This window comes from Pseudofrankia sp. EUN1h, assembly GCF_001854645.1.
Taxonomy (GTDB): domain Bacteria; phylum Actinomycetota; class Actinomycetes; order Frankiales; family Frankiaceae; genus Pseudofrankia; species Pseudofrankia saprophytica.
The window spans coordinates 73,654-88,128 of the sequence record NZ_MBLN01000056.1 but is presented as its reverse complement, the minus strand read 5'-3'; the positions used below and the strand labels follow the sequence as shown (position 1 = coordinate 88,128).

The 14,475-nt window shown below is 70.9% G+C and carries 16 protein-coding genes; 8 read left to right on the top strand and 8 right to left on the bottom strand.

Annotated elements, in window-relative coordinates; all coding sequences use genetic code 11:
- The first annotated feature begins 79 nt into the window (after positions 1 to 79).
- From BCD49_RS19965 to BCD49_RS19955, 3 genes are read left to right on the top strand one after another with little or no spacing between them, the layout of a single operon-like run.
- Entirely contained in the window at positions 80 to 1,255 is a 1,176-nt protein-coding gene (locus tag BCD49_RS19965) for an NAD-dependent epimerase/dehydratase family protein (protein ID WP_007513067.1), read from the top strand.
- The gene (locus BCD49_RS19960) at positions 1,255 to 2,541 is read left to right on the top strand and encodes an MGDG synthase family glycosyltransferase (RefSeq protein ID WP_007513069.1); all 1,287 of its coding nucleotides are present in this window, start codon (positions 1,255 to 1,257) and stop codon (positions 2,539 to 2,541) included. Before BCD49_RS19965 ends, BCD49_RS19960 begins: the two co-directional genes overlap by 1 nt.
- Positions 2,538 to 3,527, top strand: a complete 990-nt coding sequence (locus BCD49_RS19955) for a hypothetical protein (RefSeq protein WP_007513070.1) — start codon at positions 2,538 to 2,540, stop codon at positions 3,525 to 3,527. Before BCD49_RS19960 ends, BCD49_RS19955 begins: the two co-directional genes overlap by 4 nt.
- Before the next feature lie 384 nt (positions 3,528 to 3,911).
- On the opposite strand, the gene BCD49_RS44175 is transcribed toward BCD49_RS19955, so the two are convergent.
- The 4 genes from BCD49_RS44175 to BCD49_RS42345 form a co-directional block, all read right to left on the bottom strand.
- Complete coding sequence (locus BCD49_RS44175) at positions 3,912 to 4,073, bottom strand: hypothetical protein (protein WP_007513072.1); 162 nt, start codon at positions 4,071 to 4,073, stop codon at positions 3,912 to 3,914.
- Between the two features lie 1,031 nt (positions 4,074 to 5,104).
- Entirely contained in the window at positions 5,105 to 5,350 is a 246-nt protein-coding gene (locus BCD49_RS19950) for a DUF397 domain-containing protein (RefSeq protein WP_007513075.1), read from the bottom strand.
- On the bottom strand, positions 5,347 to 6,207 hold the full coding sequence (locus tag BCD49_RS19945) for a helix-turn-helix domain-containing protein (RefSeq protein WP_071041781.1): 861 nt from the start codon (positions 6,205 to 6,207) through the stop codon (positions 5,347 to 5,349). Before BCD49_RS19945 ends, BCD49_RS19950 begins: the two co-directional genes overlap by 4 nt.
- 694 nt (positions 6,208 to 6,901) lie before the next feature.
- The gene (locus tag BCD49_RS42345; RefSeq protein ID WP_131803515.1) at positions 6,902 to 7,093 is read right to left on the bottom strand and encodes a hypothetical protein; all 192 of its coding nucleotides are present in this window, start codon (positions 7,091 to 7,093) and stop codon (positions 6,902 to 6,904) included.
- 64 nt (positions 7,094 to 7,157) lie between these two features.
- Between BCD49_RS42345 and BCD49_RS19935 the strand changes: the two genes are divergently transcribed.
- Positions 7,158 to 7,358, top strand: a complete 201-nt coding sequence (locus BCD49_RS19935) for a hypothetical protein (protein WP_051466143.1) — start codon at positions 7,158 to 7,160, stop codon at positions 7,356 to 7,358.
- An 89-nt stretch (positions 7,359 to 7,447) separates the two neighbouring features.
- A complete protein-coding gene (locus BCD49_RS19930) occupies positions 7,448 to 7,858 on the top strand; it encodes a hypothetical protein (RefSeq protein ID WP_007513081.1) in 411 nt (136 codons plus the stop codon).
- A 37-nt stretch (positions 7,859 to 7,895) separates the two neighbouring features.
- Here BCD49_RS19930 and BCD49_RS19925 read toward each other — a convergent pair whose 3' ends face one another.
- Together BCD49_RS19925 and BCD49_RS19920 are read right to left on the bottom strand one after the other, a co-directional pair.
- Positions 7,896 to 8,684, bottom strand: a complete 789-nt coding sequence (locus tag BCD49_RS19925) for a response regulator (protein WP_007513083.1) — start codon at positions 8,682 to 8,684, stop codon at positions 7,896 to 7,898.
- Positions 8,674 to 10,185, bottom strand: coding sequence for a sensor histidine kinase (locus BCD49_RS19920; protein ID WP_007513086.1), 1,512 nt, complete (start codon positions 10,183 to 10,185; stop codon positions 8,674 to 8,676). Before BCD49_RS19920 ends, BCD49_RS19925 begins: the two co-directional genes overlap by 11 nt.
- Positions 10,186 to 10,349: 164 nt before the next feature.
- On the opposite strand from BCD49_RS19920, the gene BCD49_RS19915 reads away from it, so the two are divergent.
- From BCD49_RS19915 to BCD49_RS19905, 3 genes are all read left to right on the top strand, one after another.
- Complete coding sequence (locus tag BCD49_RS19915) at positions 10,350 to 11,090, top strand: hypothetical protein (protein WP_007513087.1); 741 nt, start codon at positions 10,350 to 10,352, stop codon at positions 11,088 to 11,090.
- Positions 11,091 to 11,300: 210 nt separating this feature from the next.
- Positions 11,301 to 11,897 (top strand): NYN domain-containing protein, encoded by a 597-nt coding sequence (locus BCD49_RS40835; RefSeq protein ID WP_007513091.1) that lies wholly within the window; start codon positions 11,301 to 11,303, stop codon positions 11,895 to 11,897.
- Positions 11,898 to 12,534: 637 nt separating this feature from the next.
- Complete coding sequence (locus BCD49_RS19905; RefSeq protein ID WP_051466627.1) at positions 12,535 to 13,044, top strand: hypothetical protein; 510 nt, start codon at positions 12,535 to 12,537, stop codon at positions 13,042 to 13,044.
- A gap of 75 nt (positions 13,045 to 13,119) precedes the next feature.
- Here the strand turns inward: BCD49_RS19905 and BCD49_RS19900 are convergent, their stop codons facing one another.
- Complete coding sequence (locus tag BCD49_RS19900) at positions 13,120 to 13,656, bottom strand: GNAT family N-acetyltransferase (RefSeq protein ID WP_007513095.1); 537 nt, start codon at positions 13,654 to 13,656, stop codon at positions 13,120 to 13,122.
- On the bottom strand, positions 13,653 to 14,447 hold the full coding sequence (locus BCD49_RS19895) for a phytanoyl-CoA dioxygenase family protein (RefSeq protein ID WP_083401572.1): 795 nt from the start codon (positions 14,445 to 14,447) through the stop codon (positions 13,653 to 13,655). The genes BCD49_RS19900 and BCD49_RS19895 overlap by 4 nt, the downstream gene beginning before the upstream one ends.
- Between the last annotated feature and the right edge of the window lie 28 nt (positions 14,448 to 14,475).

The window sequence follows — 14,475 nt, the reverse complement described above, 5'->3', positions numbered from 1 at the left end:
CTGCTCGCTGGCCCGCGGGCGGCGTGGGCCCGGCCGTTCTCCTCGGCGCGGCGGCAGCCCTCCTCTTTGGAGCACAGACATGCGAGTTGCGGTTACTGGCGGTTCCGGATTCATCGGCGCACACGTCGTCGACCGACTGCTCGACGCGGGCCACGAAGTCCGTGCGCTCGACCTCGACGTGAGCAACGCCGACCCGCGCGCCGATGGTCAGGCGGTCGACGTCCTCGACCTCGATGCGGTGACCGCCGCCCTCGACGGCTGCGAGGCGGTTTTCCACATCGCCGGCATGTCGAACGTCGACATCGCCTTCGCCGACCCGGTGGGCACCGTGCGGCTCAACGTCGAAGGCACCGGCAACGTCTGCGAGGCGGCCCGCCGCCGCGGCCTGCGCCGGGTGCTGTTCGCCAGCACGGTCTGGGTCTACGGCGCTGTTCCCGAGACCGAGACGCCCGGTGCCCGGCCGGACAGCCACGCCAGCGCCAGCGCCAGCGCCAGCGCCGACGTCGGCGACGGTGACAGCCGCGGCCGGGGACGACACGGCGATGGGCTGACAGAGGACGCGCTCATCGAGCTGGACCGGGCCGGGCACGTCTACACGTCCACCAAGCTCGCGGCGGAGCTGCTCCTACACAGCTATCGGGAGACATACGGCCTACCGTTCACGATCCTGCGTTATGGCATCCCTTACGGACCCGGGATGCGTGACGAGCTGGTTCTTGCTCGATTCGTCGCCCGCGCGCTGGCCGGAGAACCGCTGACGGTCGCGGGTGACGGCCGGCAGTTCCGCCGGTATGTCTACGTCCGCGACCTCGCCGACGCGCATGTCCGGGCGTTGACGACCCCAGCGGCCGAGAACGCGACGATCGCGCTTGAGGGCGCCGAGCGGGTCAGCGTGCTCGACATGGCCGAAGCCGTCCGCGCGCACTTCCCCGGCATCGAGATCGAGCATGTTCCCGCGAGACCCGGCGACTACCGAGGCAGGGAGGTGTCGGCCGAGCTGGCCGCGCGACTGCTCGACTGGCGGCCGACCACCACGTTCCGGGACGGCGTTCGCCAGTACATCGAGTGGTACCTGGCCAACCGTGAGGATGGCGGCCAATCGGCTTCCGTGAACCAGCTCTCGGCCAGTCGCCCGCGGACTCCGGCGGTCGTCCCCGCCGCGGCGAGCGGCAAGCCCGCGGCCAGGCAGGGCGGTGGGGAGGCTGCGCCACCCGCGCGGACGACCAACGTTCCCGCGACCTCGGGAGAGCGGTGATGACCACCGAACCCGGGCGACGGGCGGGCCTCGCTCGCGGTCCCGGCGACCCGGCCCAGATCCCGACCGTGCCGTTTCGTCCTCAGGACGTGCCCACGGCGCCCGACCGCGAGGTCCGGGCCGCGCGTGGTACCGGACCCCGGACCGGAGCAGGCGGCCTTCCGGTCCCGACGGCCCGGCCCCGGCCGAGCGGCGGAGCGCTGCTGCTCACCGGCTCACTCGGGATGGGCCACCACGTCATGGCACAGGCGTGCGCCGCCTCGCTGGAAGCCCGCCAGATGCGGGTACGCACGCTGGACAGCCTGCGGATGCTCGGCGGCCCGGGCGGCCGGATCGGCGAGGCAGTGTTCCGTGGGATGGTCGGTGTTCCCGGCCTGTACGACGCGTTCCACTTCAACCAGCTGCGCACCGGCGGGCGGGTGGCCGGTGCCATCGACGCCGTGTCCAGCCGTTTCCTCGTGCCGCGAATGCGCGACGAGCTGACCACCGAGCCGGTAAGCCTCGTCATCTCCATCTTCGCCACTGGCGCCGCGGCGACGAGTCGGATCAAGCCCGACTTCCCCGGCCTCGTCACGGTCGTGTTCTGCACCGACGTCTGCCCGCACCGGCTGTGGGTGCACCGGAACACCGACCTCTACCTGGTCACCTCGGAGACGGCGGTGCGCTACGTGCGCCGGTTCCACCCGTCCGCCGAGGTCGCCGTCGTGCCCGCTCCGGTCCGCGCGCCCTTCTACGAGGCCCCGACCCAGCGGGACGCCCGGCTGGCCTTCGGTATCCCGCTGGAAAGCCGATGCGTGCTGTTGATGTCCGGATCGTGGGGACTCGGCCCGCTGGTCGAGGCCGCGGAGGCGCTGGCGACCGCCGGCGTCTGGGTGTTCGCGGTCGCCGGCCACAACGCGAAGCTGGCGCGCAAGCTCGCGGCGCTGGCGGAACGCGAGCACCGGGTCATCCCGTTCGGCTTCACCGACCGGATCCCGGCCCTCATGGCCGCCGCCGACCTGGTGGTGACCTCGTCGGGCGACACCTGCAGCGAGGCCCGCGTGATCGGCCGGGACCTGTTGCTGCTCGACGTCGTGCCTGGCCATGGCCGTGACAACCTGCAGGGCGAGCTGGAGAAGGGCGGCGCCGAGATCGCCGGGCGCGACCCGCGCTCGCTTGCCCGCTCGGCGCTGGCTGCCCTCGACCGCGTCAAGCCGCCGACGCGACGGATCGCGCGTGGCCCGGAGGACTGGGAACGTTCCTTCGGCGTCGCCCTGGCCCAGGTCGGCCTCGCTCCTGGCCGGTGAGCACGGCCCTCGCCTACGGGCTGCCGGCGGCGGTCGGCTCGGCGGCGCTGTATGGGGTGGCACCGCTCCTGCAGGCGGTCGCGGCGCGCCGTGAGCAGGCGGGCAGTGGGCTTGGGCTGGGGCTGCTCGCTCGGCTCGTGCGCCGGCCGCTGTGGCTGCTCGGTCTCGCCGTCGAGACGGTCGCCTTCCTGCTCGAGGTGTACGCGCTGTCCGTCGCCCCGGTCGCCATGATCGGCCCGGTGATGGCGCTTGACATGATCGTTTTCACGCTGCTCGCCGGGAGGGCGCTGCGCGAGCACCTCAGCCGCCTCGGCGTGGGGGCGATCTGCATGATGGTCGCCGGCGTCGGCTTGCTCGCCTACGCGTTCGAGCAACACGGCGAGGTCGGCTCGCTGGCCAGCGACCGGGTGCTGCTGCTGTTCCTGTCCTTCGGACTGGTGTTCTCGTTGCTCGCCGCCCTCGGAGCGAACCGGGCGGCGGCCAGGCGGCGGGTCGCCCCCGCCGCCCTCGGGTTCGGCGCCGCCGCCGGGACGGCCTACGCGATCGCCACGCTCGCGACCCGACAGTTCGGGCTCGCGCTCGACGAGCGCCGTGCCGGCGGCTTTCTCGGTGCCTACCTGTTCGAGCTGCTGCGGACGCCGGCGCCCTATCTGTTGATCGTCTTCTCGGTGCTCGCGGTGAGCCTCGAGCAACGCGGCCTGCAGGGCCAGGCGGCCGTGGTCGCCTTCCCCGTGACCAGCGGGGTCTCCGCCTTCCTGCCGGTGGTGCTCGGTCTGACGATGTTCGACGAGCCGGCGCCCGCGGATGCGCACTTCGTCGCGTTCGTTCTCGCGCTGCTGCTCATCGCCGCCGGTATCGCGGGCCTCGCGCGCGACCGCGCCGCCGCCGTGGAGGCGAGCGAATCCGGCCGCGCGGACATTCCCGCACGTTTGCCGTGCCAGGGGGATGCCGGTTGCGCAGGTGGCAAGCCGGCGGGCGAAGCGTGACCGCTCGTGCGCTGGCTGTTATTAGTAGGACAGGCCGGCCGCCCGGGTTCACCCCCCGATCGCCCGGGCGCCCGGCCGTCCACATCTCTCACGTCCGATTTCCCGCCGATCCGCGGGCTCCAGTGCGACTCTGGGAGCCGGCCGGGGCGGAACTCGGCCCCGCGGCCGGGCGGACTTGGCCCCGCGAGGCGGGACTCGGCCCGCGATACGGCTAAGACACCACGAAAGCGGGACCGGCGCGTGGGCGCGCCAGTCCCGCTGAGGTGGAGAGCTGAGGCAGATGGGGAGAGCAGGCCCGGATGTGATCCGGGCCTGCTCTCGCTGGGTGGAAGTGTCGACGTCGAGAGCCGCGATGGCCGCCGACGACGTGGGCCGTCGGTCCGGTCAGCCCACGTGGAAGCGCTCGATGGCCTTGCGGACGCGAGAGTTGGCCTGCGCGAAGGTGATCTTCCCGTCGACGTAGGCCGCCAGCGCGGCCCGCCGGACACGCTCGGCCCGTGGATCCTCGAGCGGGGTGTTGAGCAGGTTTGTCGTGGCGATGGCCACGGCGATCACCTCCCGGTACCGGGGAACAGATGAAGGAGCGAGGGAGCAACGGAGGAGCTGAGATGCGGTGAAGGTGCCGCCGCGACGCTGCGGGGGACGGGGTGGCGATGTCGCCGCTGAGGGGGTGTGCTGTGCCTTGTCCTGGTCCGTGGGCGCCGTTATGAGGGGGGCGCGGCCAGCGGACCGATGATCGGTGCGGCACACCGTKCCTGGCCCAACGCCGCGGATACGCGGGCGCGGGTGGGCGCCTGCCGGTTGGTCGGCGCGGCCAGAGCCCGGTTGGCCGAGTTGGCCAAGGTGGCCAGCGACGTGAGGAGGCCGTGACCGCATGCCAGAGCTGTCCGCGGCGCGTTCGTCGCGCGGGTCCAGCTCTTCGCGATCACGGCTGCGCTCCTGTCTGTCCTGCCTACCGGCGGTATGCCCGCTCACCTGGGTCTGGTCGAGCGGGCCGCCCGGACGAGATGTCAGACGGCGGCGCGGGCCGTGTCGCCGCCGTGTTATCACACGGTTCGACACAACTCAGGCGAACGCCATATCAACGCAGCCCGACCGAACCTCTACAAGAGTGCGCGACGGTTGGCATGCATGCAAGAGCCAAAACGGCCGTGTTGGGACGTTCGGCGCCGCGACTTCGTTCCCGGCCCTACCACGCCGTTCCGACAACGGGTCTTCCCTGCCCGGCCGGCCGCCGCCGCGCGGCCTCGCGAGCGGCGCTTGCGGGCCGGCGTCCGCGGTTCAGGCAACGGAGCCAGCTAAGAGTCTCGCACCCTGGTTCGAGGTGTGCATCCGGCCTGGCATCTGACGGTGCATCCGGCGAATGCATCCCGTTGGCCGGCGGTGCGGCAGCCCGGCGTGCTCACGCCAGGTTCGCTCGACGACCGTGCGGCTGGGCGGGCCCGGCAGTCGGACCCACCCAGCCGCATCGGTCGGTTGCTGGGGCGTGTGTACATCCGTTGGCCATGACGGGCACGGCGATGTCCCTCCCCTGCCTGCCCTTCCTCGCCTCTCGGCCGAGGTCGGGCAGCGTCGCCTCAGCGGGCTGACAGGCGCAGGTTGAACTCGCCGTCGCGCGCGCCCGCGAGGAATGCGTCCCACTCGGCGGCGGAGAACGCCAGCACCGGGCCGGCCGGGTTCTTCGAGTCCCGCACCACCATGCCGCCCGCGAGCGGGGCCACCTCGACGCACATCCCGCCGGCGCCGTTGCTGTAGCTGCTGGTGCGCCAGCTGAGTTCGGCCACGTCGACGTCGGTGAGCGACGGCTTCGCGTATTTGGTCACTTCATATCCTCCGCTATGGATGAAATCATCTGCATCGACTCCTCCGGACTCAGTGCAGAGGCCATCAGGTAGTCGAGCTTCACTCTATAGCGCCGAATTTCCGAAGGACGTTCGAGGTAGAGGCTTCCGGCCGCCTCTTCTATATAGACCACATCGTGGTCGCTAGAGTTCGGAAACCCCAAGATAGAGAATGTGCTACCTAGTCCGGCATGTGCGCCGACTGAGAACRGAAGCGCCTGGACCGTGACATTGGGAAGTTCGGACTGTTTGCGCAGCCATTGCAGCTGGCCGCGCATGACTGCCGGGCCGCCGATCGTGCGGCGCAGCACGGCCTCGTCGAGGATGACCCACAGTCGTGGCGGGTTGTCGCCGGTCAGCCGGCGCTGCCGGTCCAGGCGCAGCGAGACCATGCGGTCGACCTCGCCGTCCGGGCTTTCCGGCGCCTCCGCGCGGATGACGTGCCTGGCGTAGTCCGCCGTCTGCAGGAGCCCGTGCACCAGTTGCGACTCGTAGACACTGATCGAGGCGGCGTCGCCCTCCAGGCCGATGTAGATCTCGAACCAGGCTGGCACCACGTCGTGGTAGTCGTGCCACCAGCCGTGTCGCCGGGACTCCCTGGCCAGTGCCAGCAGGGCTTCGCGGTGCTTGTCGTCGTGTATCCCATACAGGGTCAGCAGGTCCTGCACGTCGCGGGTTCGGACGGGAACCCGCCCGTTCTCCAGCCGGCTGACCTTCGAGACCGAGCATCGCAGCAGGTCGCAGACCTCCTCGACGGAGACGCCGGCCGCCTCGCGCAGCCGCCGCAGCTCGGCGCCCAGACGCCTGCGCCGTACCGTCGGACCGCCGCTTGTCGCCATCGTGCTCTTCCCTCCGGTCGGTACCGTCCCGTGCGCGCCCTCGTCGGGCTCGGTCGCGGCGGAGCCTGGAACCACCGGCGGCGTGGCTGACCCGGTGGCCGCCCTCGTGGGCGCGGCCGGTCCCGGCGCGGCCGGTCCCGGTGTAGCCGGCGCCCCAGTTCCTGGCGCCGTGGCCCGTGGCGGCGTCGTCGTCTTCGAGGCGACGGACGACGCGCCGGTCGCGCTTGACCGGCCCAGTTTCGCCGGTCGATTCGGCTTTGGCGGCATCGTGGCTGCCTGTACCCATTCTGTTGCCGCCGGCTCGCCGGTCGGGCCAGGTCCACTCGTGGTCTCTGGCTCTCCGGTGGCGGCCGGGCCGCCGGGCGGTCCGGGTGTCGTCGGCCGGGGCGACGGCCTCGCCCGGCCGGGGCCCGCCGTCGTCGGCTGCTGTCCCGGCGCAGGTCCCGGGTTCGTCTGTACTKGGTCGATCAGTCCTGACTCATCGCTGCGTCTGGCCACCGCTCCGCCACCGTCCTCGAGCGCTTCTGAGCATCCCGTAGCAAAACCCTTACAGAAGCTCTTGCATATGCGTCTGGCGGGCGCCATGCTTCCGGTCTGTCCTCACTTTGAGTGGCAAGAAAGCGCCTCAGCGTGAGAAGTTGGCGGCGGATGGATGCGTGGGGGGAGCGTGGCGGTGAACGCAACCGCGAGGCGGCTAGCCGGCCAGGTCGGCGGCGTCGCGTACCACGCCGAGGAACGCCGCCAGCCCGTCCGCCGAGAAGGCGCTGCGCGCCACCGAGGCCCGCGCCGGCGTGCGCGGCGCGTAGCCGCCAACGCGGCGGCGTCCTACGTCTCCTGGAGTACCGATGACCTCGCGGCTTCGTGCCAGGACCTGTGGCACCTTCACCCGTCGGATCCGCCCCAGGCCCATCGGGCGGTCCGCCACCGCGCCCAGCGACCAGCAGCTCCCGATGGAGGCGGTGACGGGCCAGGACTCGTCCGACCGATTCGGAGTGATCGTCTTCGAGGGCGGGCCGTGGCAGGCGCGTCGGGTGGTCCTCGCGTTCGACACTCCGCTGCAGGCGGCGGCGTATGCGGCCGAGCACCAACTGCCGGACTACCTGGTCGCGCCGCTGTCATTTCTCACCCCGACCGGCGTACCACTGACCTGACATCACCTGGCTCTGACGTACGGCCGGCGGGCGCCGCCGGCCGTGTCCATTTCCGGTGCTGGTCCTTGCGTCCGGGCGCTGACCGCAACGTGGCGGTCGACGGCTGTCCGTACCTGGAGTTCTCGGGTTCCCCCTGCTCGTCGGGGTTCGCGGGCTCCAGCGACGGTGGCCGCGCCCGGGTGACACCTCAGGCCAGCACCGCCATCCCGAAAGGCGTGACGACGATGACCCGCCCTTACCTGGTGTTCGACGGAGACGGCGAACTGGTCGGCAGTTTCCCGGACTGGGAGGCCGCGCACGTCTGGGCTCACCGACGCTCGACCGAGCCACTGACTCCGCAGCCGGTGCAGATCGAGGACCGCGCCGGCCGGCGTACCTGGACGGTCGAGGGCGGCAGCTGCCGGCTCACGGTCTGGCGCCGCCGGGTCGAGTACGGCTACTGCATCGAGGAGCGTCACCCTCGGGTCGTCCCGCTGCGCACCCACGCCTGGGCGTCCTGACCGGCACGATGGGCGGCCGTCACCCGGTGGTCGGCGTTCACCCGATCGGCTTGCCCGGCGTGATGAGGCCGGACTCATAGGCGGCGATGACAAGCTGGACCCGGTCGCGGACGGCGAGCTTCGTCAGCAGGTGGCCGATGTGGGTCTTCACCGTGGACGTGCCGACGTAGAGCGCCTGGGCGATCTCCGCGTTGGAGTATCCGCTCGCGACGTGGAAGAGCACCGCACGCTCCCGTTCGGTCAGCGTCGGCAGCAGCCCGGCGGGGTCGGGGTCACGCCCCGCCGTCGGTCCGGGTCGGCGGACGAACTCGGCGATCAGCCGCCGAGTGATGCCGGGCGCGAGGAGCGAGTCCCCGGCCGCGACCGTCCTGATCGCGGCCACCAGATTCTCGGGTTGGGTGTCCTTCAAGATGAATCCGGCGGCGCCTGCTCTTAGCGCGCCGAAGACATACTCGTCGTCATCGAACGTCGTCACGATGAGGATCCGAGGCCTGTCTACCTGCTCGACGGCTCCCGTGTCCTGCGTCGTGGTCCCGGCCGGAACCGCGACGCTGCGCGAGGGAGCCGCGGCGGTTGCCGTGTCGGCGGCGATCACCCGGGTTGCCTCCAGGCCATCCATGACCGGCATCCGGATGTCCATCAGCACCACGTCCGGCCGCAGCCGGCGACACGCGCGAACCGCCGCGACGCCGTCGCCCGCCTCCGCGACGACGGTCAGGTCAGGCGTCGCGTCGACGAGCAGGCGGAACCCGGCCCGGACCAGCGCCTCGTCATCCGCGATCAGCACCCGGATGGGCCGGCCGGCCGGTACGCGGTCACTGCTCACGAGAGGCCACCGGAAAGCGAACGACGACGGCGAATCCACCGCCAGGGCGCGGGCCGGCGTCGAGTGTGCCGCCAAAGAGCTCGGCCCGTTCGCGCATTCCGGCGAGGCCGATGCCGGGTGCGGCGCCGGGGTGGTACCCACGGCCATCGTCGACGACGCTGACGACCAGTTCGCCGCGGCGATGATCTATCTCGACCTGGGCGTGTTCCGCCGCCGCGTGCCGCGCCACGTTCGTCAGCGCCTCCTGGACGATGCGGTAGGCGGAGGTCTCGAGGACCAGCGGGTATCTCGCCCGTCCCGGCTCCTCGCCGGTCTCCGCGCCCGCGCCTTTCACGCCCGCGCCTTTCACGCCCGCGCCTTTCACGCCCGCGCCTTTCACGCCCGCGCCTTTCACGCCCGCGCCTTTCACGCCCGCGCCTTTCGCGCCGGCGCCTTCCGCGCCTTTCGCGTCCGCCGTGCCCGCCGTACGCTCCGGATCGAGGACATGGAAGGTCACGTGCAGGCCCTGGCCACGGGCCGTCTCGACGAGCGTCCCCAGGTCCGCCAGCGTCGGCGCGGCCACCGTCTCGTCCGACCTGGCGGTCCGGGTCTGTCGCAGGATTCGCCGCAGTTCGTCGAGCGCCGACCGACTGGCCGTCTCGATCACCGCGAGCGCCTCCCGTGCCTCGGTCGCCCGCGCGGTCTGGTCCGGCCCTTCGGGCAGTAGGAGCCGCGCCACGCCGGCTCGAATCGTGATCATGCTAAGGGTGTGCGAGACGATGTCGTGCACGTCGCGGGACAGGCGGAGCCGCTCCTCCGCCCGCACCCGCTGCTCCTGCTCCGCCCGCTGCCGCAGGAGCGCGAGGTCGAGCCCCTGGCGGTACTCGCGGCGGGTACGCAGCGCGTCACCGACCAGCCAGCCAACCGCGACGAGCGCGAGCTGCACCGCGTCCTGGTCCTGCTCCGGATGCAGCCACAGTCCCACAAGCCCGGCGACGCTGGTCGCGACGGCGGCCGCGGCGCAACCGGCCAGGGACGTCCGGCGGGAACGACGGCTCGCGACGGCCACGACGGCGATGGCGAGCGCGGGCCCGGCATTGCTGACGAACGGCGTGAAACGGACCCCGACGAGCGACGTGGCGCACAGCACCGCGGCGACGCCCGCCAAGGCCGCGATCGGCCAGCGCCGTCGTGCCATGAGCGGTACGACGGCCAGTGCTCCGCATAGGGCAACCGCCGCCGGCGATCCGTATCCGGCGCCGCGGCCATCGGCCGATACCCAGGCGGTCACCAGTTCCGGCAGGGTGAACGCAGCGAACGAACCGGCGGCGACGGCGAGGTCGGCGACGAGGGCCCATCTTGGCCGGGTGCCCGCGGACGGCCAACGACGCCCGAGCCCGAGCCAGACGCGGTCGAACCACGGCGGCGTCGTCCTCGTCGGCGCCTGTAGCGCCTGTAGCGCCTGTAGCGATGGTGGCGTCGCGAGGGCTGGTGGTTGCGCGCTGGCCGCTGACGTCGGCATGTCCTCAAGTGTGGTCGTCCGACCGGGCCCTGCCGTCCATCCTTGGGAGGATGGCCGCGCTCCTACCCGAGGGGGAGCCCCGGCGGCGGGTCCCGCCACGGTGCCACCGAAGTCGGGGCCGCAGGTCTGACGACATCCGGTGACCGTCGGACGAGGTTGGTCACATGCCTCGACGTAAGATCGTCTTTCCCCAGCCTGTTCGCCGCCTGAGCAGGGTCGCCGCCGAGCTTTCGCCACCGCTGACCTTGGTGTTCGCGCTTCTGTTCGCGGCCGGGGTCGCCGCGGGTGGCATGATCTACCTGCGGCGATCGCCGGTCCGGGATGTCCAGCAGCCCGGCACCGCCGCGTGGTGGCCGCATCTCGCGCTGTTCCTCGTGGCCATCGCACTGCTGGCGATGGCGCGGATCCGGCTACGACGTCGTCAGCACCGTCGATACCGGCACCGGGTCCGTGTGGCCGGCGGGGCGCCGTCGGATGTTCGGGACCAGCCCGTCGAGCTACTCCTGCTGGCTCCGCTCGGCAAGCCGGCCGGCCGGCGGATCCGGCGGACGCTGCGGGGCGCACGGCGCTCGCCGGGTGGCCTCGCCCGGCTGGTCACGGCTGGGGTCGTGGCGATTCCGCTGGCCTACAGCCTGTTCCGCGCCGGCATCCAGGTCCTCGGGGGTCTCGACCCGAACTTCACCGCCAACGCCTGGGGTGGCCCCAGTTACCTCGGTGCCATGGCCTGCCACTACCTGGACGCCGCCCTCATCGCGGCCGCCTCCGCCTACCTCACCGCACGCGTCCTCGTCCCTGGCCCTGGCCCGGCATCCTCGCCATATCTTGATGGCGGCCGCACGCGGTCACCGGCTGCCCCGCCCCGGGAGCCCACCTCTCGAGACCAAGCACGTGGCACCCCTGTTTGACAGGTACCCCGAGGGGGCCTATCGTGAAAATCACTTCCTCMCCGCCGTCCTACGGGACTGGCGGGGCTTTTTTCTTTGGAGAGACTTCCGTATATTCGGGTTTGACGCATTGTTTCCCATCGGCTACGGTTCTAAGAACCCAATCTGATCAACTCGAACCGGCAGGTTCCGGGCTGGCTCCGTTCCGACGCCGTTCTCTATCGAGGCGTCATGACCCCACGTATTGCGATCTTCATCGACTACCAGAACGTGCATTCTTCCGCGCGAAAAGTCTTCCTGGCTGCGGACGTAGTGCCTTGGCACGGTCATGTCGATCCGGTACGGCTCGCTGAGCGAATAGCCGCCAGACGGAAGTTCAAGGGCGATCTTACGGCCATCCGGGTGTACCGAGGCCGTCCAAGCCCCGATCACCAGCCCGGCGCAGCACGAGCCGGTGACCGTCAGGCGAGTCACTGGGGTCGTGATCCGCGGGTGACCGTCATTCGCCGACAGCTTCGGTACCCGAAGGGATGGCCGGTAGACCCTGCGCAGGAGAAAGGAATCGACGTCGCGCTGGCCGTGGATTTCGTGCGGTTGGCATGCACCGACGACTACGACGTAGGGATCCTCTTCAGCCGAGACAGCGACTTGATTCCCGCGTTGGAGGCCGTTCGCGACCTTGAGGCCGGCAAGACGCATGTTGAAGTGGCAACCTGGAAGGGCTCCAGCCGACTGCGCTTTCCGGACTCGCAGCTGCCCTGGTGTCACTATCTTAGCGCCGAGGACTACGAGGCCTGTCGCGACGACACCGACTACACGGCCCCATGACCTTTGCCGGCTGGTCCGCACGAAGGCCCGCAAGTCTTCGCGGGGCGGCTCGTGCCGTGTCCGCAGTCGTTCGCCCCGGCCGTGGACCAGCCTTGATCGTCGCCAACGTGTCGCCGATGCCGTGATAGGGCCGAATCTGCGACGACGGCGACACGTGCTCGGCGGTCACCTGAGCGAACGACGCCGCAGCGGCACCCGGAAGCAGCAACGCCGAGCCTGCCCACCTGGTGCCAGGCTTCGGCAGACATCCACACCAGCACCGCGATCCCCAGGCACCACGCGAGCGCCGCACCGAGCGTGGTAGCCGACAGTAGTCGGGCGTGTGCGGCTGAGTCGGCCCTGGCGGCGCTGCATCCGGCCGCCGGTGTCCCGGGCTACCCCCGACGCGGCCCGCACAGCGGTGCCCTCCCGCCGGACAGCTCCGGCAACTGCGAATCGTGGCAGATGAACCCCTCCATAGGCACGCCCAAATGACACAGATCCCCAGAGGACAACGGAAGCGTGTCGGATGGGAGTGCCCATGGGCACGCCCGCATGCCACGGTCCAGACCACGCGGGACGGCCATTCGTGGTCAGCGCCTAGGCGGGTGACACGGACGAGTCCACGGGTGTGGGTCTCGGGCTGTCGACGGCGGTGATGTCCGAGTCAGTCATTCCCGAGGGACCAGCGAGCCCCGAGATCGGGTGGCGTCAGGTCGTCAAGCCCGAGTTCGGCTATTTCCTGTCGATTCCCGAAAGCTGGGAGGAACGGCCGCCGAACCTGAAGAACAGCCCATGGGAGCCGGCGCGCTTCGCGGAGCCGGGCGACCGCCGGCATACCGTGATTGTCTTCCGCAACCCAGTCTTCCGGCGGCGCTCCGCGCTGGAGCCCGCGGAGTCGATCCGGGAGTCGTTGACCGGCGCCGGCTTCGTGGACTTCCGGATCGAGGAGACCGCGGTCGCCCGCCGTTCAGGTGCCCGGATCGACTGTGCTCGGCACGACGCCGGCCGCGTCTGGGCTGTCCGTGAGTACCTCGTCATCACCGAAGAAGCCAACATGTGCCTTGGGCTCGGCTCCGCCGCGCCGGACGCGGACGCCGCACTGCCGGACAAGGACGCCGCACTGTTCGACGAGCTCGCCGCCCGCCGGGAACTGCTCTCGGACTGAGCGGCGCTCTCCCATCCGTCTGTCGGCCGGTTCGGCGAGGACGGCCGACTGACGGGCGTGTCGAGCCCGGCGGCTTTACGGGCGGCCGCGGTGGAAGCGGACCGTGTCGCCCTCGGTGTGGTGGTGACGGAAGCCGGACTTGACCAGGACGCGGATCGAGGCGGGGTTTGGCCGTTCTACGTTGGCGAACACGGTCCGCACGCTGGGAAGTGTGAAGGCGAATTCCGTCAGCGCGATGACCGCCTCGGTGGCGTAACCACGGCCTTGGCGGGACGGCACGATGCCGTAGCCGATCTCGACCCGGCCGTCGGTCGGCGGCCAGAAGAGCCCGATTCCGCCGATGACCAGGCCGCTGTCCTGTTCGATGACCTGACGGTGACCGAAGGGGCCCATCCAGTCGGGGTACCGCCCGAGCCCGTCGGCAATGATCCGGTCGCCCTCATCCGGGAAGTCGTCGGCCCAGTGCGCTGGCCGGCCCGCGGGGACACCGTCGTCATCGTCATGGTCATCGTCGTCGTCAGCGGCGGCGACCGCGAGCACGGCCGTCCTCTCCTCGGCGCTCCAGAGACGCAGTACCAGGCGTTCGGTCATGAGGTCCGTGGTCGTCGTCACGGGTCGGATCGCCCCAGCGCTCGGCGGACCGCGATCTCGACCGCGGAGTGGGCCCCGTCGGGGCGGTCAAGCTCGAGGAGCCCGGCCGGGGGCAGCGGCGGTTGGGCGAGGAAACGTGGAACCGTGCCGCGGTGGGGCTGGGCCGCGTGGATGAGGAACGGGTGGCACAGGTAGACGTCGCCGGCCTCGCCGGTGGCCAGGGCCAGCGGCCGGTCCGATGGGTCGAGCTTCCCGGCGGCGCCCAGCTCTTCACACAGCTCAAAGACGTTGCGGCCGGCGTCCCCGGCCGGCTCCAGGAACGGCGGCACGTCGAGGTGCGAACCAACCTTGATCCGGGTGGGCGCGTCGTCAGGACCGACATCGGAAAACAGGAACAGCATCAGCAACGCCCGATCGCGTKACCGCAGGTTCAGCCAGAACGAGGACTCGCCGTCGGGCAGGTAGCTGCCATCCATGTGCCACCCCGCGTCGCCGGGGTCGTCTGAGTGGGGGAATCGGATCGGGAAGGTGCCCAGTCCGTCGCGGGGCAGCCACCGTCCGGGACCGACAAGCTGGTCCCACGCGCCGCGCAGCCGGGCGGTGCTGACGGCCTGCCGGAACGGTTCCGCCGCGGAACCCTGGATACGCACGACAGGTCGGGTCCAGGTCGCCGGGTCGGTGCGATCGAGACCGGTCATCCGCCAGAGGGTTTCACGGCCCTCGTCCGCCACCGGCCGCGGGAACGCCCCAGGCAGGTGGACGAAGCCGTCGGCTATGAACCGCTGGACCTGGTCGTGGGTCAGCACTGGCACCCTGCATCACCTCGCGGGCCCATCCTGG